We start from the raw sequence: 20,316 nt of genomic DNA on the forward strand, positions 1-20,316 counted from the left end.
GCTCTTCGCGCAGGGGGATCAGCCCGGCGTTCCGACGTCCGGCCCCTCGGCCGGGCCGACGCCCTCCCGAACCCTGGCCCAGGTCCGCCGGGAGCCGCGGGTCAGGGTCCAGTCGCTCGTCCCGCGGAGCCGCGGCCGCTGCCCGGCTCCGCGGGCTGCGGCCGCGCACACGCGCCGGAGAAGGGAGTTGAGCTCGACGCGCTGCCCCTTCGTCAAGGACGCCAGCAGGTCGTCCTGCGTCGCCGACGCATCGGTGTGGAGCACGTCCAGGGCGGACTCGCCCGTGGGCGTGATGGTCAGCACCTCCTGCCGACCGCCGACGTGGACGACCATCGACTGCAGCAGGCGTGCCGACAGGAGATCGTCGAGGGCCTGGTCCACCTCGGCCGCGGGCGCCGTGACCCGGGAGGTGAGATCGTGCCGACCGTGCGGTCCCAGCTGCGCCAGCGCCGACAGCAGCGCGTGGTGGACCGGGGTCAGCCCCCGGTGTTCCAGCCGCTCCGCCAGCAGACGGTCGACGGCCCGCCCGGCCTCCGACAGGAGGTAGACGGACTGCTCGAACGGACTCGACGATCCCTGCCGTCCGTCGTACAAACCGTGTCCCCATCATCGGAAAAGCGCGACGCCCTCGGCGTCGAAAGCAGCAAGCCGAGGCTCACCATACCCACGCTTCCGATCGTTGGTCTACATCGATGTCGTCAGATCGGTCAGGGGCCGACGATCCTCCTCGCCGCATGCTCCACGTACTCGTGCAGGCCGTAGGCGAGGCCGAGCGCCAGCAGGGCCGACACCACCACCGCGGCGACGAGACCGGACACGGCCGCACGCGGCCCGCGCCCCCTGGGCCCGGCGGGCTCCGGCTCCAGCAGGGCCTGAACCCGCCGGGGGACCGGTCCCGTGCTCACGGACAGGAGCCGGCTGCCGCGCACCCCCGTCCCGCCCGAGCCGGCCAGCGCGGCGCGGGCGATGGCGGTCGCGGCGACCCTCCGGTCCCCCACCGCCGTCGCGGCGGCCTCGTCCGCCCACCGCTCCAGGTGGAACTCCAGCGCGGGCCCCAGGCGCGCGAGCGCCGGATGCACGGCCGAGGCCAGGTCGACGACGGCCGAAAGCACATGGTGCCGACCGCGGAGATGAGCCCGTTCATGGGCGAACAGCACCGTGCGCTCCGACGGACCGAGCGCCCTGAGCATGCCCTCCGACACGACGACGCGGGCGGCGCGGCCACGGAAACGCGGCAGGGCGAAGGCCTCCGCCTCCTCACCCGGGACGACGAGCACGTCACCCTCGGCCGTCCCCCCGCCGGTCAGCGCCCACGCGCGGGACAGCAGCGCACGCTGCCGGCGAGCGGCCAGCACCAGCCGCACCGCCTGCACGGCGAGCAGGACCCCGGCGGCACCGGACACCGGCACCACCGCCGGCCAGTCCGCCGCCACCCGGGCGAACCTCAGGTGCTCCAGCCCCGCCAGGAACGGCACGTGGAAGAGCCCCGTCAGCGCGGCGACCGTGCCGCCCGCGAGCAGCACGGCCGCTCCCGCGAGGGTCAGGGAGGCCTCGCGCGGCGGGAGCAGCCCGGCCAGACGACGGGCCGCGGGCGCCGCTCCCCACGGAAGGACGACGGTGAGGGCGACGACCACCAGGAACAGCGTCACGCCCCGCCCTCCAGCACGGCCTCGCCCCCGGCCGGAGCCGGCGCGGCCTCCGCCTCGATCAGCAGGCGCCGCAGGACGTCCCCGTCGTCCGTGGACAGCGAGGACACGAACCGCTTCAGGACGAGGTCCCGCTGCGGCTCCTTCTCCAGCTCCCGGCGCATCCGCCCGGCCGCCAGACCGGCGGCGTCCGCGACCGGCGCGTAGGCGAAGGAACGCCCTGGCCGCGTGCGCTCCAGGGTCCCCTTCTCGTGCAGGCGGGTGAGGATCGTCGCCACGGTCGTCCGGGCGAGGTCCTGGTGCAGCGCCGCCTTGACCTGCTGCGCGGTCATCGGCTCACCGGCCGCCCACAGCACCGCCATCACGTCCGCGACCAGTTCCCCGTGCGGACGCCTGGCCTCCTGACCGTCCCTCGCCATCTCTCTCCCTGTCCCGAAGCGTTCGCCCGGCACACCCCGACGCCGACACCGGTCGGAGACGAGGGCCGACCGCGCCGGTGCGGCGAGAAGGGGTACGGCCTGTATGACTTAGGTGTGCCTCAGCTAACTTTACGGGGCGTGCGGATCGCCGCCGAGCCGGTGCCAGCCGGAGGGAGATGCCGGCCCGATCCTGCACCGGGGTGCTTCAGGCGGCCGTGCCGGCCGTGGGTTCGGTCCCGGCGGCGGGGGTGTCGACCGCCGCGCGGAACGCCCAGATCGGAAGCCAGGCCTTGGTGGTCGCCGCCGGCTGGTGCGAAGTGGCGAGTACGGGAACGGACAGGACGGCCAGACCTATGGTCAGAATGGCTGCCGCACACGAGAAAATTTTACGCATGAGCATTCTTCCAGGTGTTCGTCTGAACATAACACCGGAATTGATACACCAGAGCTGCCCGGCCCATCAAATCGAGTCCTAGGTCTGCTATGGCCGGTCGGGCGAGTTCTATTCGCTTGTTTGATCCAATTGCCTGCGGAGATTGCGCATTGTTTTCGATTCAGGAGTGCGCGTCGACTCGGAAAGTTCAATGGCGCGTCGGATTGTCGTGCGGGCCGCGTCCGTCTGACCGGTTCGCAGCTGCAATTCGGCCAATGCCTCACAGGCGTGGGCCTCCTCCTCCGGTGCCTCGATCTGCCGGGCGAGAGCGACGGCCTGGCGGAGATGGTCGAGTGCCTCCGACGTCCGGTCGAGTGCGTGCTCGGCTCGGCCCGACCCGCGCAGCGCGCCGGCCTCCTCGCGCTGGGCGCCGATGGATCGGGCGAGTTCGAGTGCGCGCGAGTTCTGGTCGAGGGCGGCGTCGTACTGCCCTGTCTCCAGGTGCACGGCGCCCAGCCCGTTCATGGCGTCGGCCTCGGCCCGTCGGTTTCCCGTCTGGCGGAAGGTTCGGAGCGCGGCCCGGTAGAGATCTGCGGCTCGGTCGGCTTCGGCGGGGAGCCGCAGGGACGCCGCGAGGTTCACGCGGATGGCGGCGAGATCGTTCGGCGGCAGGATGTTTTCCCCGGTTGCCAGGATTTGCTCGAATGCGTCGCGCGCGGCAGTCGGGTTTTGACTGCTGAGGTGTATTCCGCCGAGATTGCCGAGAAGCTGCAGACTGAGTCGTTCGGCGCCGAGGGTCTTGGCGAGGGGGAGCGCTTCGGAGAAGGCGTCGAGCGCTGCCCGGTTGTCGCCGAGGTGCAGGAGGATGGTGCCGAGATTGTTCAGGCAGCGGGCCGTGTTCCACTCGTCCCCCGATTTCCGGTGAATCTCGACGACCTCGCGCTGCGTCGCCAGCGAAGCGGACAGATCGCTCTGGCTCCACCGGATCTGGGCGAGTCTCTCCAGCGCCGCCGCGGTGCACTCGGCGCTGCCTGCCGCTCGCGCTATGGCGAGGGCGCGCTCCGCGGCCCGCTGGGCGAGGGCGTACCGGGCGGTGCGGATCCGGATCGAGGCCAGGGCCAGGAGGGCGTGGCTCTCGGCCAGGTCCTCGCCGCGGCCGTGCCAGTGGTGTGCCGAGGCCCGGTGCATCTCGTCGGCCTCGCGCCACAGCCCCTCGGTTTCGAGGTGGTCGGCGAGGGCGTGGGCGAGCCAGGCCGCCTCCTCGGTCATGCCGGTGGCCCGGGCGTGGGCCTCCACGGAGACCAGGCCGGGGAGTTCCACCCCCAGCCAGGCCCTGACGGCCTTGTCGTCGGGCCAGTCGAGCCCGTCCACCAGCGCGTCCACGGGGGCGGGGTGCGGCGCTCGGGGGAGGGGCAGCCGGAAGCGCCGGGGATTGAGGAGGCGGTCGGCCCGATCGGCCGCCCGCAGCGCGAATCCGATGAGCCGTCGAACCGCCTGCTGCCGTTCCTCGGCCGTGACGAGATCGACGGCGAACTCGCGCAGGAGATCGTGGAGTACGTACCGCTCCGGCGAATTCTCCTGGAGCATGTGCAGGTCGTGCAGGCTCTCCAGGATCCGGTCGGTCTCCCGCAGCGGCCGTCCGACCAGGGCGGCGGCGGTGTCGGGGCCGAAGTCGGGACCGGGGTGCAGGCCGAGGCGGCGGAACGCCTCCTGCTGGGTGCGGGAGAGCGAGCGGTACGACACGTCGAACGCCAGGGCCACGCTTTCGAGCCCGTGGCGGAGTTCGTTCAGCCGGCCGCCGCTGCGGGACAGCCGCCGGACGAAGTGGTCCAGGGACCACGTGGGGTGGGCCTTGAACCGGCTCGCCGCCAGGTCGAGGGCGAGCGGGAGCCGGCCGCACCGCTCGACGAGCGCGTCGACCCCCGCGGGGTCGCCGGCCCGTTCCTTTCCGACCAGCGCGGTGAAGAGTCCGGCCGCGTCCGCGGGCGACATGGGGTCGAGGTAGAGCGGACTGCAGGGGAGTTCGGCGAGCCGGTGACGGCTCGTGACGAGGATGCAGGAGGCGGGATTGCCCGGGAGCAGGGGGCGGACCTGTCCGGGCCCCCGGGCGTCGTCGAGTACGACCACGGCCCGGCGCTCGGCGAGCAGGCCGCGGCACCGGGACGCCAGCTCGTCCCGGTCGGTGGGGATCGAGGCGGCCGGGACCCCGAACTGTCTGAGCAGCAACGTCGCCACCGCCTCGGTGTCCAGCGGCTGTTGAGCGCCCCCGTTGGCGCGGAGGTCGACGTAGTACCGGCCGTCCGGGAAGCGGTCCCGGAGGAGGTGCGCGGCGGTGACGACGAGGCTGGTCTTCCCGGTGCCGGCCATGCCGGAGACCGCGCGGATGCAGCCGCCCGCGCTGTCCGGCGAGCCGCTCGTGGGCGCCGACAGCAGGTGCCGGAGTTCCGCGTCGCGGCCCACCATCCGGTGCCGCACGGGGAGGTAGTTGCTGCGCGCGGGGCCGTGCTCGGCGGCGATGGGTGGAGCGACGGGCCGTCCGGGGCGGGTCAGGATCTCGCCGATCGGGGCGCGGCGAAGGATGCGTTGCTGAAGTGCCCTGAGCTGTTCGCCGGGTTCGGCGCCGAGGTACTCCAGCAGTTCCCGCCGGGTCCGCCGGAACACGTCCAGCGCCTCGGCGAACCTGTCGCAGCCGTAGAGCGCGGTGATCAGGTGGCCGGCCACCCGCTCGTCGGTCGGTCGCTGTTCCGCCAACGCGGCCAGTTCGGGGACGAGTTCGGCGAAGTGTCCGAGTCTGAGCTCGACTTCGCAGCGGGTCAGCATGGTGGCGAGCCACTGGTCGCGCATGGTGCTTCTGGTGGCCCGGGCCCACTGGCCGGGCAGGCCGGCGAGGGGCTCGCCCCGCCAGGTGTCGTCGGCGCGCCGGAGGAGTTCGAGCGCCTGGCGGTCGTTGCCCGCGTCGGCGAGCGATCGGGCGCGTCGTCCGAGCCGGACGTACCGGGGCCAGTCGACCTGGTTCGGATCGGTGTCCAGGGCGTAGGCGTGCGACTTGCGGTTGATCACCGCGGGCGGCGCGCCGTCGTCGGCGTGCTGCGCCTTCCGGAGCGCGGAGCGCAGCCGGGAGACGTAGGAGTGCACGGCCTCCCGGGCTTTGGCCGGGGGCTCGTCGCCCCAGAGCCGGGTGATCAGGGTGTCCAGCGGTACCGGTCGGCCGACGTCGAGTGCGAGTGCCGCGGCGAGACAGCGCAGCTTGTTGGTCCCGAGCGCCACGGGCCTTCCGTGGACGGACAGTTCGACTGCTCCGAGCACATGGAACTCCACGGTACCCCCGCCGGTCGGTCCCCATCCGTCGCCTCGGAGAGCATGGCATGTGCGCGGCCGGTCGGCCATAGCACGTACCGGCCTCGGGGCGGTTCGGCTTCGGCATGTTCTCCGGCTTTCCGCCTGCTGTGTGGTATCCGCCCCGGGGTCGCCGTCGCTCGGGCCCGGCGTCGCGTCGGGGCCGTTCTTCCGCAGGCGGTTCGGCGGCGGTGCGAAGGCCATCGGAGTGCGTCACCGGCTTGACAGGTGATGCGAAGTCGGCGCATGGCTTCCCGGGCGCACACGTGTCCACGGGCGGCCGGGCCCGGCCGCACCAGGGTGTACATGGCGGAACGCTGCTGCTTGTGGCGCCGGACGCGGCCCTTCTTCTCCAGGTCCGACGCGGCCTGTTCCACGTACCGGGACCGGAGCGTGGAGGCTGGACGGCGGGTCGCAACCGTTCACCCCCTCGGCACGGATGGCGATGCACGGTACCCGTGCCGGGGTCCGGCCGCCGAGGCGCGCGGTCGTGGAGGGACTACCGGGCGCCCGCGGTGGACGGCGTCTTCTTCCGTGCGCGGTAGGCGGCGGCCTTGATCTTGTTGCCGCAGGACTCCATGCCGCACCACTGGCGGCGCATGCCCCGGGAACGGTCGATGTAGACCCGGGTGCACTCCGGGTTGCCGCACTCCTTCATCAGGGGGACGTCCGGGCCGCTGAGGAGTTCGACCGCCTGGCGCGCGACGGTCGCCAGCGCCTGCTCGGGGGTCGCCTCGTTGTGCCGCCCGGTCATGGTGAGCTGCGGTGTCACGGGCGGCTTGCGCGCGGCGGCGTTGAGCACGGCGAGCGCCTCGCGGTCGAAGGCCTCGTCGAGCCGCCGGTTGGTGACGAGCCGGTAGATCGCCTCGCGGACGGTCGTCGCCTCGCGGACGTCGTGCTCGTCACCGGGCGTGATCGTGTCCACCAGCCCGCAGTCCAGGTACCAGGCGTTCAGGCGCTCCGGCGTCACGAACATCTCGAACCGGACCGTGCGTCGTGCACGGAGCGTGGCCGCGAAGTCCAGGGCCGGGTGCCCGCAGACGAAGACATGGTCAAGGTTCACATCACCATGCTGACAGGTGACTGCGTCGAGGTGCAATAACGCGTGGCGCCGGCCGGGTCCAGCCGCAGCTCGCGGCCCCGCCAGCGCCGGCGCAGCCAGCGGTCGTGGCTCGCGAGGACGATCGCGCCGGGACCGGTGCCGAGGGCCTCCTCCAGTTCGTCGCACAGCCGCGGGGAGAGGTGGTTGGTGGGCTCGTCGAGCAGCAGCAGTCCGGGCGGGTCGGCGACCAGGAGCGCCAGTGCGAGCCGTCGGCGCTGCCCGACGGACAGCCGGCCGACGGGCTCGTCCAGGTCCGCCGCGGGCAGTAGCCCCAGCGAGCCGAGCGGCACCTCCTCGGCGCGCGCCGCTCCCAGCGCCAGCCGGTAGGTGGCGCGGACGGTGCGGTCGGGCCGGTCGAACACGGTGTCCTGGGTGAGCAGCCCGACCGTCAGCCCGGGGTGCCGGCGGACGGTGCCCTCGGCGGCGAGGTGCCCGGCGAGGACGGCGAGCAGCGTCGACTTGCCCGTCCCGTTGCCGCCCGTGACCAGCAGCCGGTCGGTCGCGGCCACCTCCAGCGCGTCCAGTACGAGCCGGCCGGGCACCCGGACGTCCCGGAGCGACACCAGCGGCCGCGGGTCCTCCCCGGTGCCGGCGATCGGCGCACCGGCGGCCGCGGCCGGGGCGTTGACGTCCGCCGCCGCCGCCGCCGCCACCTCCGCCACCGGCGCCTCGACCTCCGCTGCCAGCGCCCGGACGGCGAACCGCAGCGGGCGCGGCGGCGCGGGGACCTGTGCGCGCTCCAGCTCCTCCAGCCTCCGGGTGGCGTTGCGCACCCGGCGGGAGACCTGGCTCTGCACCCGGCCCGCCCGGTGGCCGTAGCCCATCTTCTCGTGGTCGCGCGGCCCCCGGTCCGGTGCGACCAGGTGGGCGGTCGCACCGGCGGACTGGCGCAGTCGCGCCAGTTCCTGCTGTTCCTCGGCGTGGCGCCGCTCCCAGCGATCCCGCTCGGCGCGCTGCTCGCCCAGGTAGGCGCGGTAGCCGCCGCCGTAGCGGACCGGTCCGTCCACTGCCGGGTCGAGGTCGACCAGATCGGTGCAGACGGCGTCGAGGAACGCCCGGTCGTGGGTGGCGACGACGACGGTGCCGGGCAGTTCGCGGACCCGCTCCTCCAGGAAGGCGGCGGCGCCGTCGTCGAGGTGGTTGGTCGGCTCGTCCAGCAGCAGCGCGGCCGGCCGTCGCACGAGCAGTGCGGCGAGCGCCAGCCGGCCGCGCTGCCCGCCGGACAGCGAGCCGAGCGTGCGGTCGTGCCCGAGCGCGTCCAGGCCCAGCCCGTCGAGGACCAGTTCGGCCCGGCGGTCGGCGTCCCACGACTCCCGGTACCGGGCCTGTTCCAGGCGCCTGCCGTAGGCGTCCAGGAGGTCCGGGTGGCCGGGGTCGGACTCCGGGACGCGGGTGATCTCCGCGCCGAGCCGGTCCAGCTCCGCGAGGTCCTCACGGGCCTCGCGCAGCGCGTCGTCCAGGACGGCGGCGACGGTGGCGCCGGGCTCGAAGGGCATCTCCTGGTGCAGGAAGCCGAGGTCCGCGGGGCGCGAGACGCTTCCCGCGTCGGGTTCGTCCACGCCGGCGAGCACCCGCAGCAGGGTGGACTTGCCGGCGCCGTTCTCCCCGATCAGGCCGATCCGGTGGCCGGGGGCGGCGGTCAGGCCGACGCCGTCGAGGACGCGTCGGCCGCCGAGGTCGCGGACGAGGTCGTGGGCGATCAGGGCGTGCTGGAGCACGGGGAACCTTCCGAGGTGAGGGGTGGTGGGCCCGCCGGGCACGGTGCCTCGGCGGGCCGCGTCGCACGTCGGCGGATCACACCGCGGGCGCCCCGGTCTCCTTCAGCGTGCCGTCGGCCAGCCGGAGCCAGCGGTTCACCCCGATCTCGGCGAGGAAGCGCTCGTCGTGACTGACCACCAGGAAGGCGCCCTGGTAGGAGTTCAGGGCGCTCTCCAGCTGGCCGGCGCTGACCAGGTCGAGGTTGTTGGTCGGCTCGTCGAGCAGCAGCAGGTGCGGGGCCGGCTCCGCGCACAGCACGCAGGCCAGGGTGGCGCGCAGCCGCTCGCCGCCGGAGAGCACCCCGACCGGCAGGTGGGCCCGGGCCCCGCGGAAGAGGAAGCGGGCGAGCAGGTTCATCCGCTCCGTCTCGGGCCGCTCGGGGGCGAACGCGGCGAAGTTCTCCGCCACGGTGCGGTCGAGGTCCAGCAGGTCCAGGCGCTGCGAGAGGTAGGCGATCCGCCCGTCGTTGCGCTTGATCTCCCCGCTGTCCGGGGCGAGTTCGCCGGTGACCAGGCGCAGCAGGGTGCTCTTCCCGGCGCCGTTGGGCCCGGTCAGCGCGATGCGCTCGGGGCCGCGGACGCTCAGGTCGACGCCGCCCTCGGCGAACACCGGCCGGCCGGCGTGGCGGACCTGCAGGCCCTCGCCGAGGAAGAGGTTGCGTCCGGCGGGCACCTGGGTGTCGGGCAGTTCCAGGGAGAGGCGCTGCTCCTCGCGCAGGGCGCGCCCGGCCTCGTCGAGCCGGGCCTTGGCCTCGCCGACCCGGGCCGCGTGCATCTGGCCGGCCCGGCCCGCGGACTCCTGGGCGCCGCGCTTCATGTTCCCGGCGAAGATGCGGGGCAGGCCGGCGTTCTTGAGGTTGCGGGCGGCGTTGCTCTGGCGGCGATCGGCGCGTTCGCGGGCCTGCTGCATCTCCCGCTTCTCCCGCTTCAGCTCCTGTTCGGCGTTGCGGACGTTCTTCTCGGCGACCTCCTGCTCGGCCCGGACGGACTCCTCGTACGCGGTGAAGTTCCCGCCGTAGAAGCGCAGTTCGCCGTTGCCGAGTTCGGCGATGTGCTGCATCCGGTCGAGCAGCGCGCGGTCGTGGCTGACCAGCAGCAGGCAGCCGTTGAAGTCCTCCAGCACGTCGTAGAGCTTGTGCCGGGCGTGCGCGTCGAGGTTGTTGGTCGGTTCGTCGAGCAGCAGCACGTCGGGACGCTTGAGCAGTTGGGCGGCGAGGCCGAGGGAGACGATCTGGCCGCCGCTGAGCGTGCTCAGGCTGCGGTCCAGGGTGAGGTCGGCCAGGCCGAGACGGTCGAGCTGGGCGCGGGTGCGCTCCTCGATGTCCCAGTCGTCGCCGATGGTGGTGAAGTGCCGCTCGTCGACGTCCCCGGATTCCACGGCGTCGATGGCCCGGATGATCCGGGCGATGTCGAGCACCTCGGCGACGGTGAGGCCGGAGGTCAGGGGCAGGCTCTGGCGGAGGTACCCGAGCCGTCCGGTGACCGTCACCGAGCCGGTGGCGGGCTTGAGTTCGCCGGCGATCAGCTTGAGCAGGGTGCTCTTGCCGGAGCCGTTGGGGGCGACCAGGCCGGTCCGGCCGGCGGGCACGGTGAAGGACAGGTCGTGGAAGACCGGGGTGTCGTCGGGCCAGGCGAAGGAGACGTTGGAGCAGACGACGGCAGCGTCGGACATGGGGATGACCTCGAAGGGAATGAGGGCAGGAAGATGGACCTCTGCCCTGGGCAGACGTGCGGAAGATGGGTACGACGAAGCCGACCACCTCGGCGGCGCTCCTGAAGCACCGGCCGGTGGCCGTCAGATCCGGGTCTCACCCGGAGATGTCGTCGTCACCCGCCACGTCTGCCACTCCTCGATCACACGACTACAGGTCACGGCCACTGTAGCAGGAGCCGACGGCCGGCCGGATGGCCGGACGGGTGTGCGCCCCGGTGGGTGTCGACCGGCAACTGCCCTTCGCCGTGGCCGCTTTCGCCCCGGCCCGGGTGTCGCGGCCCCGGCGCCGGTCTCGTTGACAGGCCCGCGCGGCCGTGCCAGCATCGTCACCAGTTGAACCGGTGACGACATCGAGTGGCGGCTCGACCGGGTGCACACGTGTGAACCCGCCGCGACCGGGCGCACACCCACGCTTTCCTGGACGGGATACCGATGAAGAGATTCCTGATCGTGCTCGCGACCGGCGCGGCGCTGGCCGCGGTGAACCTGCCGACGGCGGCCGCGGAGCCCTCGTACGGCTCCGTGCCCGCGGCGTCCGGCTGCTCGGCTCCGGCGGTGCGGGCCCCCGCCGGTACGAGGGTCGAGTCCGTGACGGCGGCGAGCCGGGAGGGCGGCACCATCGACGGAACCGGGGTGGTGGGCGGCACGGTCACCGGGGTCCCGGCCTTCTGCGAGGTGACGGTCACCCTGACCCACCCCGGCGACGGCGACCGTGCCGCGGTGCGGACCTGGCTGCCCGTCAGCGGCTGGAACGGCCGCTTCCAGGCGCTCGGCGGAAGCGCCTTCGCGGCCGGGGACAACGGCGTCGGGATGGGCACCGCGGTCAGGAACGGGTACGCCGCGACCACCACCGACGGCGGGCTGGCCGACGCCATCGACGTCGGCTGGGCGCTGAACGCGAAGGGGGAGGTCGACGCGGCGCTGCTGGAGAACCTCGCGTCCCGCTCCCAGCACGAGGCGGCGGCGGTCGGCAAGCAGGTGGTCGCCGCGCACTTCGGCCGGCAGGCCTCCTACTCCTACTTCAACGGGTGCTCCACCGGCGGGCGCCAGGGCTACATGGAGGCCCAGCGCTACCCCGACGACTTCGACGGCATCCTCGCGAACGCGCCGGCCGTCGGCTGGGACCGGTTCGAGGTCGCCACCCTGTGGCCGCAGGTGGTCATGAACAACGAGAAGACCTACCCGTCCGCCTGCGAGTTCAAGGCCTTCAGCGATGCCGCCGTCGCGGCCTGCGACCCGCTCGACGGAGCCAGGGACAACCTGGTCAACGACGCCTCGCGGTGCGACTTCGACCCGCGCCGGCTGATCGGCACCACGGTGGTCTGCGACGGGAAGGAGCTGACCGTCACCGCGGCCGACGCCGCCGTGGTGCGCAAGATCTGGGACGGTCCGCGCACCGCCTCGGGCCGCAGGCTCTGGTCCGGCGTCCCGGTCGGCGCCGACCTCTCGGGGCTGGCCGGCACCGCACCCGACACGAACGGCCAGGTGAAGGGCGCGCCGTTCCCGGTGCCGCGGCTGTGGGCCACGACCTGGCTGAAGAAGCAGCCGTCGTTCGACGTCTCGACGATCACCTACGACCAGTTCACCCGGCTGTTCGAGCAGTCGCGGGCCGAGTACGGCGGCGTCATCGGAACCGACGACCCCGACCTGTCCGTCTTCCGCGACTCCGGCGGCAAGCTGCTGACCTGGCACGGCCAGGCCGACCAGTTCATCCCCGCCCAGGGCACCGTCGAGTACCGCCGGCAGGTCGAGCGGACGATGGGCGGCACCGGGCGGGTCGACGACTTCTACCGTCTCTTCCTCGCCCCGGGCGCGGCCCACTGCGGCCTCAACAAGGGTGCCGGGACCGTCGACGACCTCGCCGCCCTGACGGCCTGGGTCGAGCGGGGCCGGGCGCCACGGACCCTGCCCGCCACGCTGATCGACGCGGCCGGACGGAGCGTCGCCCGGGACCTGTGCCGCTACCCCGAGGTGTCCCGCTACCGGGGCCACGGCGACCCGGCCGCCGCCTCCAGCTTCCGCTGCGTCCTTCCCTCCGGGCACTGATCCCCTCCGGTGCCCGCCCGGCCCGCGCCCGACGGCGCGGGCCGGGCCTTTTGCGCGGCGGGGCGCGGCCGGGCGGTTCCTCGGGCGGCCGTCCCCCGGGTCGCCTCCGTCCGTCCCCGGGTCCGTGCCGGCCCGTACCGGCGGGGGCATGCCGAAGGGGCCGACAGCCGGTGCTGTCGGCCCCTTCGGTGCGGGGTCACTTGACCCGCAGGGGTCCCGCGAAGGACTTGCGCAGGGCCGGGGGAGCGGCGACCGGGAGCAGCGCGGCGAGCATCCGGCCCTTGAGCGTGTTCGGCTGTCGCGTCAGCTCGACGTCGACCCGGGTGCCGTCCTGCTCGGGGGTCATCCGGAAGACCCAGCCGCCCCCGGGGCCGAAGAGCTTGGAGTCGAGCGTGGTGACGGTGACGGTGTCGCCGCCCGGTTCCCACTCGTAGCGGGCGCGCTCCCAGGCGGCGGAGGTGCCCTCGGTGACCTCGGCCCAGGTGTCGCCGAGCGCGTGGACCTCGAAGTGCTCGGCGTCGATGCTCGGCCAGGCCTCGGCGCGGGACGGGCCGAAGTCGGTCAGCACCGCCAGGACGTCCTCCGTGCCGAGCGCGGAGACGAGATGGAACCGTACGACTGCCATGGTGGGTGTCCTCATCAAAAGTGACTGCTCTGACCGGTGACGCAAGATTTCCACGCACCTCCGTCACCTGTCAAGGTGGTGACGATCCAAGAGGGAGCGCCCGGGGCCCGGGGCCGCCGCCGTACGGCGGGGTCACGCGTCCGGGGCGGCGGGCATCCGGTCGAGGGCGTCGCGCAGGGCGGCGCGGGAGGTGATCCCGAGCTTGGGGAACGCCCGGTAGAGGTGGGAGCCGACGGTGCGCGGGGAAAGCCGCGTCCGCAGGCCGATCTCCTTGTTGGTCAGACCGCCCGCGGCGAGGTCCGCGATCCGGCGCTCCTGCCAGGTCAGGGCCGCGACACGGGCCGCGCCGTGGGCCGGGGAGGCCGGCGGGCAGGCGCCGGTGGCGTGCAGTTCGGCCCGGGCCCGCTCGGCCCAGCCGGCCGCGCCGAGCCGCTCGAACGCCTCCGCGGCGGAGGTCAGCGACGACCGTGCGGCCTTCCGCCCCCGGGCCTGGCGCAGCCGGACGCCGTGGGCGAGGCGGATCCGGGCGAGCTCGAACGGGAAGGCGCCGGCCGCCGGGTGGCCCTCGGCGCGGCGGCGCCACTCGGCGGCCTCCGCCGGGTCGGTGGCGGTCATGGCGAGCGCGCCGTACGTGACCAGGGCCAGGCGCGGGGAGAGGCCGGGCAGGCCGGCCTCCCGGGCGGCCAGCGCGTGCCGGCGGGCCTGCTCGCGGCGGCCGGTGTGCAGGGCCGCCTCGACCAGGTCGAGCAGCGTCCGGGAGGCCTGCTGCGCGCAGGGCGCGAAGGAGCCGGGCGGCGTGATGGCGGTGGCGTGCAGGTAGGCGGATTCGTAGTCGCCGGCCGCGAGGGCGGCGGCGGCGCCGACGGCGTCGGCGAGCTGGGTGAGGAGGCCGACGCCGCGGGGGCGGGCCCAGGCGTCGACGTCGGCCCGGAGCTCCCGCGCGCGGTCGGCCCGGCCGCGCATCGCGGCCAGCAGGCCGAGGTGCGCGCGGGTCTGGTGGGCGAACAGCGGTTGCTGGTGGGCGGCGGCCAGTTCCAGGCCGCGCTCCCCGGTCCGCTCGGCCTCGTCCCACTCCCCGGCGGCCAGCTGGTCGAGCATGATCAGGTGCAGCATGGTCAGGCCGGCCGTGACGGCCCCGGTCCGCAGCTCGCGCTCGGCGTCGCGCCGCAGGTGCGGCCGGAACCGGCCGAGGGCGTCCACGTGGTGGGCGGCGACCGACAGCCGGGCCAGGTCCCAGGGCTGCGGTGTGTCCGGGCCGGCGAACGCGCGTTCCACCCGCTCCCGCACCCCGGCACCGCGCCGGACCACGTCGCTCCAGGCGTCCTGGCAGAGGCGGGAGGTCGGCGGCACCAGGTCGCCCAGGGAGGCGAGGAGCTCGTGGGTCCGCTCCCACCCGGCCTCGTCGGCGGCGTACCGGTTCACGGTCAGGAGCAGGTCGACCAGCCGGGTGAGCGCCTCGGTCGGCTCGTGCGCACCGCTGTCGCGGATCCCCTCGATCGCGGCGAGGACCTGGCGCCGCGCGGACCGGACGTCCCCGTCCTCGTGGAGCGCGCCGTACGCCGACACGAGCACCGAGGCCGGGGAGGCGCCCGCGCCGGACGCGCCGTCGCAGCGCGCCAGCTGCCGCGCCCGGTCCAGCAGGCCGGCGTGACCGGCCACGAAGGCCGCGTCGCCCAGCCGCCGGGACCGCTCCGCGCGGCTCCCGCTCAGCTCCGCGGCCCGGGTCAGCCAGGTCACCGCGGCCACCGCCCCGCCGCGCCGGGTGATCGAGCCGGCGGCGCTCTCCAGCGCGGCCGCGACCGCCTCGTCCGGGCCGACCGTCGAGGCCGCCAGGTGCAGGGCGCGCCGTTCCGGGTCCTCGTGGTGCACCCGCGCGAGCACGGCGTGCGCCGAACGCCGCTCACCGGGAGTCGCCAGCTGGACGACCGTCGACCGCACCAGGGGGTGCCGGAAGACGAACTCGCCGCTGAACGGGTCGACGTCCAGCAGCCCGCTGTCCGCGGCGGCCTCGGCGCCCGTCATCCGGTAGTGCGCGCGGAGGGCGCGGCCGGGCACCGCGCCCGCGGCGACGCCGTCCAGGGCGCCACGCAGCAACTCCGCGCGGACGGCCTCGCCGAGTGCGCCGATCCGGGCGCCGTACACGTGCCGCAGCCGGTGGGGCAGCGGGACGCCCGCGCACCCCGGCAGCTCCGGCCGGCCGCCCGCCGCCCGGCCGTCGGGCAGCGCGGGGGCCGTGCGCAGGACCTGCGGCGGCAGCTCCACCAGGGCCAGCGGGTTCCCCCGGGCCTCGTCCAGGACCAGCCGCCGGATCCGGGGGTCGAGGCCGGGATGGCGCAGGGTCAGGAGCTGTTCCGAGGCCGGCCCCGACAGCGCGCCGACCGGCAGCGGCGGCAGCGCGGCCCGGTCGAAGTCGCAGGGCACGTCGGAGCGCAGCCCGACCAGCAGCTTCACCGGGCTCACGGTCAGGCGCCGCCCGACGAACCCGCACACCTCGCTGCTGGGGCCGTCGAGCCACTGGCCGTCGTCGAGCACCAGCAGCAGGGGCTGCCGGGACGCCGCGCGGGAGAGCAGGCCGAGGACGGCGACGCCGAGGGCCATGACCGAGGGCGACGGCCCTCCGCCGCGGCCGAACACGACGTCGAGGGCCGCCCGGTCGACGTCGTCCAGTCGGCCGAGGTCGACCAGCAGCGGGTGCAGCAACTGGTGCAGGCCCGCGAACGGCAGCTCCCGTTCGGCCTCCGCGCCGCACGCCCTGATCACCCGGTGGTTCCGGTCGGCGGCGAGCCCGGCGGCGTGCTCCAGCAGGGTGCTCCTGCCGACACCGGCGTCGCCCCGCAGCACGAGGGAGCGGCCCTCGGCGGCCGTCACGAATCCGGACAGCACCCGCTGCTCGTGCTCGCGGCCGACGATCCTCCCGTTGATCGGTTCCACGTGGCCCCGCGTCCCCTTCCTGTCGGTCCGTCCGGCGCGGCGCGCCCCGCGGTCGGCCCCTGCGCAGGCCCGTGCCCGGCACCGCCGGGTGACGGTGCCGGGCGGCGGGTGCGGGGCGGGTGCGGGGCGGGCCGTCAGTGGGCGGTGGCGCGGGCGGCGGCCCGCAAGGGGCGGTCGGCAGCACCGAAGCCATCACCGCCTTGACGGGTGATGAGACTGCCGTGCCCGATCGTCACCTGTCAAGATGGTGACGCCCGAAGGGCGGAAAAGGGTGCGGCGCCCGAGGGGAGGCCGCGCCGCGTCGTCACGCCGGGACTGCCCGGTAACTCATGGACTCTGGAAGGAGGTTGGAAATGGGGCGGGGCGGATCCCTGCATCTTCAATAAGGTGTCGGGAGTGCGGAATCGGCCAGGCACGTGTGAGGCGCGGGTGTTTTGCCCCAGATGTCATCACCGTCTTGACGGGTGACGATGTACGGTGCACCCTGAAGGTCGTCCCCGGCGCCGTGCGGGCGCCGTCCGTGACCGCCGGTCTGGAGAGTGGCCATGAGCAAGCAGCCCGCGGGCGACCCCGCCGCCGAGGCGCGGTGCGCCCGCTTCGGCACCCTTCCCGAGCGCATTCGCTTCGAGGACATGACCGAGGAGGCGGCGAGCGGCCCGGGCGGCGCGGCGAACGCCGCGTACAACCCCGAGAGCTCCTGGAACTTCTACAACTGCCTGGCCGTCGACCTGGGCCTGTGACCCCGGTGGCCGGCGGCTCGGCACCGCTGCTGTCGGCCTCGTGCGAAGGGGCCTCCTCGCGACGAGGATCGGAGCCCCACCGGATTCGCCCGGAACGCCGACGGGCTGCTGCCGCCCGGCCGACCGCCGGGCGGCAGTACGCCGCGGGGATCGTCAGGCCTGCTTGACCGTGATGCGCCCGTTGCCGGTGCTCAGGGTGAGCCGGTACCGGCCGGACGGGTCGTCGGAGACCCCGATGTCCTGGTGGCCGTTGTCGCTCTTCGCGGACACCTTGTACGTGGCGGCCGGCACGAGCAGGGTGATGGCGCCGTTGGAGGTCGACGCGGAGACGTCCTGCGGCCTGGTCGAGGTGATGTCGATCGCGCCGTTGTGGGTCTCGGTCCGGATGCGGTCGCCGTTCAGTCCGCGCCCGGTGATGGCGCCGTTGGTGGTCGTCACCTCGGTGCTGCCGTTCACCCCGTCCAGGTCGACCGCCCCGGAGTGGGTGGAGACCTGCACGGCGCCCACCCGGGAGAGGCTGACCGCGCCGGTGGAGGTCCGGCCGCTGACCGGCAGCCCCGCGGGGACGTCGACGGTGTAGGTGACCGAGCAGTGCTGGCCGCAGCCGCCGAGCACCAGCACGCCGTTCTCGACCCGACTGGTCGCGCCCGGCTTGTCGTTCTTGTAGCTGACCGACCGGTGCACGGAGACCTTGTCGAGGCCGTCCTTGCCGCGCAGGGTCACGCCGCCGGAGGTGGTGTCGAGCTTCACCGCGGTGATCGTCCCGCTCACCGCGGCGTCGTCGTCGAAGTTGTTGTCGGGAGCCAATCCGCAGGCACTGAGACCGCCCACGGCGGCCGCGAGGACGACGAAGGACGCGAGACGGCCGGACTGCTGGCGCATGTCATTCCCCGGATCTGGAGGGCGTTCCTGAACGGGCCCCGTCGCGGGGCGGACCCGATCGACGCTATCCCGGTGCGAAAGTCATCGGCCATGGGGCTAACCCCCTTCCCAGGATGGGGAGTTCACCACCTCGGGGACGCCGGGCCCGCGGATCACCGGCGAACCGGCGCAGGGCGAGGCCTGACGGAAGCGGCGCCCGAAGCAAGCGGGACGTTCGCAGGAGGAGAAGAGGCCCTCGGAAGCGGCGGCGAGATCGCGGTCCCGGTGGGTGGTGCGACGTGCCCTGTGCGCGACATTCGGGCGGAGGGGCGCCGGATCGACGGGGGAGCGATCCGGCGCCCGGCTCGGCGTCGGGGGCTGCGGCCTTGCCGCATCACCCGGTACGGGCCGACCGGGGCTGCGCCGTCACGGCACCCCGATCTGTCGACCTGTCAGAAGAATTCTACGGACAACGGATTGACCTGTCCATGGGGAGTCCGGGGCTCCGGGCGAAGGTTACGCCCCGCGGGTGATGATCTCCTTCACGCCTTCCATGACGGCCTTTCCGGTCCGCCACTTCCGGAGGTGGCGGTCCGCCGCCAGTTCCTCGACGGCCGAGGTCAGCCAGGCGTCGTCACCGAGCCGTTCGACGTGGCCGAGGTCGACGATGTCCCCCAGCAGCTGGCGCAGCACCGTGAGCTCGGGTGCCGGGTACCACCACCCGTGGTGGACGAACCGGGGCCGCCACAGGTCGTAGGGGTGCCGGACCATGGCGCTGAGGCAGGAGCCGTGGGCGCCGATCGCGCCGTCGGACGAGTTCAGGAGGCCGCCGACCGGCGTGCTGGGGAACCGGCCGCGGGTGAAACCGAGTTGCAGGCTCATCAGGCGATCCCACGGCACCAGGAACGGATCCCGCCCGGCGACGCGGTGCTCGAATCCCCCGGGGAGCACGGCGAGGTGCGCCGTGCTCTCGTGGTCGCCGATGAACCAGCCGCCGTCGATCCGCACCAGGGGTCCGAGGCCGACGGGCGGCGCTTCGGCGCGGGAGGCAGCGAAGGCAGCGAAGGCGGCGGAGGAATCGGGGGAGTCGGAGGCGGTCGACCGGTCCGCGGCGGTGGGGTGGTTGGCGTTCACGGCTCTCCTCAGGGCATGCGGTGCTCTGCACCGACCAGTCTTCCCGGCGCCACCCCTCGGGTCACCATACCGGCCGGCAGGGGCCGTTGAGTGGGAGGACGCGAAAGCCGCCCTTCCGGCACCGGGGTTACTCGGCCTCGGACCCGGACCTGGACCCGGCCTCGACGCCGGCGCCGGAGTCCGACGCGGCGCCCGCCGGGACGGCCTCCAGCGCGGCCATCCGCGGGAGCAGGAGCAGCACCGCGACCAGCAGGGCGAGCAGCAGGCCGCCGCCGATCAGCAGCGGGGTGCGGATGCCGACGGCGGAGGCGATCCAGCCGCTGAGGGCGGCGCCGGCCATGATGCCGAGGCGGCTCAGCAGCATGTAGCAGCTGTTGACCCGGCCGAGCAGCTCCTTCGGCACGGCCTGCTGGCGCAGCGAGATCGCCTGGATGTTCCAGGTGACGATCCCGAAGCCGACCACGCCGTACAGCACGGCCACTTCGGCCACCGAGGTGCTCAGGCCCATCAGGATCAGCGAGACGCCCATCAGCAGGAAGGCGAGGGCGATCCGGGTGCCCCGGCCGAGCAGCCGGCTGAGCCGGCCGGCCAGCGTGCTCGCGGCGGTGCCGCCGATGGCGCCGGCCGCGAGGACGATGCCGTAGGCGGCGGCGGGTGCGTCGATGACCCTGGTGACCATCAGGACCATCATGGTGGTGCCCATGAAGCAGGCGAGCGCGCCGAGGGTGGAGAACACGGCGAGCATCCGCACGTCGCGGTGGTGGAGCAGCCAGTCGACGCCCTCGCGGATCTCGGTGAGCACCGGGCGGCGGTCGGCCCGGGTGCGCGGCGCGGTGGAGCGGCCGGTGGCGGCGACCAGGACGGCGGCGAGCGCGAAGGACACGCCGTCCACCGTGAAGGGGGCCGCGGCGGCCACGGCGAACAGCGCCGAGCCGAGCAGCGGGCCGATCAGGTTGCCGCCGACGAGCATGTTGGCCTGCATCCGGCCGTTGGCGGCGTCGAGCTGGTCGGGGCGGACCAGCTCGGGGACGGCCGAGGTGGCGGCGTTGGAGAAGACCGTCTCGCCGCAGCCGAGCAGGAAGGCCAGTGCGGCGAGCGCGACCAGCGGCGGGTCGGCGACGAAGATCCAGCAGGCGAAGCCCAGGACGACGGCGGCGCGCGCCGCGTCGATCGTCCACATCAGCCGTCGCCGGTCGGCCCGGTCGGCGAGCACTCCGCCGTACAGGGACATCAGGAGGAAGGGCAGGGACGCGGCGACGGAGACCACGGAGACCGCGCCGGGGGAGTCGGAGACGGCCACCGCCAGCAGCGGCAGGGCGGAGTCCCGCATGCCGTCGCCGACCGAGGAGATCGCCGACGCGGACCACAGCAGGTGGAACTTCCGGCCCAGTTGAGGACGGCTTTTCGAGGGCTTCGCGGCCAGGTCGGCTGAGGTCACCGACGCAGTATGTCATGTCCGCGGAGGGTCGTTCGGGCGGTTTCCGAACTGCCTGAGGTGTCCCGAACTGTCCGTGTCGGGAGGGGTGTCGGGCTCATCCACCGGTGTCCGGAGTGTCCGGTGGGCTTCGGTGGATCCGGCCGGGTTCCCGCCCCGCCCCGCCCCGCCCCGCCCGGCCCCGCCCCGCCCGGCCG

15 protein-coding genes are annotated in these 20,316 nt (G+C 74.0%); 2 read left to right on the forward strand and 13 right to left on the reverse strand.

The window, feature by feature from the left end; all coding sequences use genetic code 11:
* Positions 1–18: 18 nt before the first annotated feature.
* The 8 genes from ACFWJ4_RS13100 to abc-f form a co-directional block, all read right to left on the reverse strand.
* Positions 19–594, reverse strand: a complete 576-nt coding sequence (locus ACFWJ4_RS13100; protein WP_380542807.1) for a MarR family winged helix-turn-helix transcriptional regulator — start codon at positions 592–594, stop codon at positions 19–21.
* Positions 595–707: 113 nt separating this feature from the next.
* Positions 708–1,649: a M48 family metalloprotease gene (locus tag ACFWJ4_RS13105; RefSeq protein WP_380542810.1), complete on the reverse strand. Its 942-nt coding sequence runs from the start codon at positions 1,647–1,649 to the stop codon at positions 708–710.
* Complete coding sequence (locus ACFWJ4_RS13110) at positions 1,646–2,065, reverse strand: BlaI/MecI/CopY family transcriptional regulator (RefSeq protein WP_380542813.1); 420 nt, start codon at positions 2,063–2,065, stop codon at positions 1,646–1,648. The genes ACFWJ4_RS13105 and ACFWJ4_RS13110 overlap by 4 nt, the downstream gene beginning before the upstream one ends.
* A 205-nt stretch (positions 2,066–2,270) precedes the next feature.
* The gene (locus ACFWJ4_RS13115) at positions 2,271–2,459 is read right to left on the reverse strand and encodes a hypothetical protein (protein ID WP_380542816.1); all 189 of its coding nucleotides are present in this window, start codon (positions 2,457–2,459) and stop codon (positions 2,271–2,273) included.
* Between the two features lie 108 nt (positions 2,460–2,567).
* Entirely contained in the window at positions 2,568–5,705 is a 3,138-nt protein-coding gene (locus ACFWJ4_RS13120) for a tetratricopeptide repeat protein (RefSeq protein WP_380542819.1), read from the reverse strand.
* 568 nt (positions 5,706–6,273) lie between these two features.
* Positions 6,274–6,837 (reverse strand): CGNR zinc finger domain-containing protein, encoded by a 564-nt coding sequence (locus ACFWJ4_RS13125; protein WP_359897339.1) that lies wholly within the window; start codon positions 6,835–6,837, stop codon positions 6,274–6,276.
* On the reverse strand, positions 6,834–8,594 hold the full coding sequence (locus ACFWJ4_RS13130; RefSeq protein ID WP_380542822.1) for an ABC-F family ATP-binding cassette domain-containing protein: 1,761 nt from the start codon (positions 8,592–8,594) through the stop codon (positions 6,834–6,836). The genes ACFWJ4_RS13125 and ACFWJ4_RS13130 overlap by 4 nt, the downstream gene beginning before the upstream one ends.
* 76 nt (positions 8,595–8,670) lie before the next feature.
* Positions 8,671–10,305: a ribosomal protection-like ABC-F family protein gene (gene abc-f, locus ACFWJ4_RS13135; protein ID WP_380542825.1), complete on the reverse strand. Its 1,635-nt coding sequence runs from the start codon at positions 10,303–10,305 to the stop codon at positions 8,671–8,673.
* Positions 10,306–10,779: 474 nt separating this feature from the next.
* Here abc-f and ACFWJ4_RS13140 point away from each other — a divergent pair, with 474 nt between their 5' ends.
* A complete protein-coding gene (locus tag ACFWJ4_RS13140; protein ID WP_380542828.1) occupies positions 10,780–12,393 on the forward strand; it encodes a tannase/feruloyl esterase family alpha/beta hydrolase in 1,614 nt (537 codons plus the stop codon).
* Between the two features lie 196 nt (positions 12,394–12,589).
* Here ACFWJ4_RS13140 and ACFWJ4_RS13145 read toward each other — a convergent pair whose 3' ends face one another.
* Positions 12,590–13,018 (reverse strand): hypothetical protein, encoded by a 429-nt coding sequence (locus ACFWJ4_RS13145; RefSeq protein WP_380542831.1) that lies wholly within the window; start codon positions 13,016–13,018, stop codon positions 12,590–12,592.
* Between the two features lie 132 nt (positions 13,019–13,150).
* Positions 13,151–15,949: an AAA family ATPase gene (locus ACFWJ4_RS13150; RefSeq protein ID WP_380542834.1), complete on the reverse strand. Its 2,799-nt coding sequence runs from the start codon at positions 15,947–15,949 to the stop codon at positions 13,151–13,153.
* Between the two features lie 545 nt (positions 15,950–16,494).
* Here ACFWJ4_RS13150 and ACFWJ4_RS13155 point away from each other — a divergent pair.
* Positions 16,495–16,689, forward strand: a complete 195-nt coding sequence (locus ACFWJ4_RS13155; RefSeq protein ID WP_380542837.1) for a hypothetical protein — start codon at positions 16,495–16,497, stop codon at positions 16,687–16,689.
* 153 nt (positions 16,690–16,842) lie between these two features.
* Here the strand turns inward: ACFWJ4_RS13155 and ACFWJ4_RS13160 are convergent, their stop codons facing one another.
* The 3 genes from ACFWJ4_RS13160 to ACFWJ4_RS13170 all read right to left on the reverse strand — a co-directional run bounded on the left by ACFWJ4_RS13160 (position 16,843) and on the right by ACFWJ4_RS13170 (position 20,122).
* Positions 16,843–17,571 (reverse strand): DUF4097 family beta strand repeat-containing protein, encoded by a 729-nt coding sequence (locus tag ACFWJ4_RS13160; RefSeq protein WP_380542840.1) that lies wholly within the window; start codon positions 17,569–17,571, stop codon positions 16,843–16,845.
* Positions 17,572–18,066: 495 nt separating this feature from the next.
* Entirely contained in the window at positions 18,067–18,684 is a 618-nt protein-coding gene (locus tag ACFWJ4_RS13165) for a hypothetical protein (protein ID WP_380542842.1), read from the reverse strand.
* A gap of 127 nt (positions 18,685–18,811) precedes the next feature.
* On the reverse strand, positions 18,812–20,122 hold the full coding sequence (locus ACFWJ4_RS13170) for an MFS transporter (protein WP_380542845.1): 1,311 nt from the start codon (positions 20,120–20,122) through the stop codon (positions 18,812–18,814).
* Between the last annotated feature and the right edge of the window lie 194 nt (positions 20,123–20,316).

Source organism: Kitasatospora sp. NPDC127067, assembly GCF_042724755.1.
GTDB lineage: Bacteria > Actinomycetota > Actinomycetes > Streptomycetales > Streptomycetaceae > Kitasatospora > Kitasatospora lactacystinica.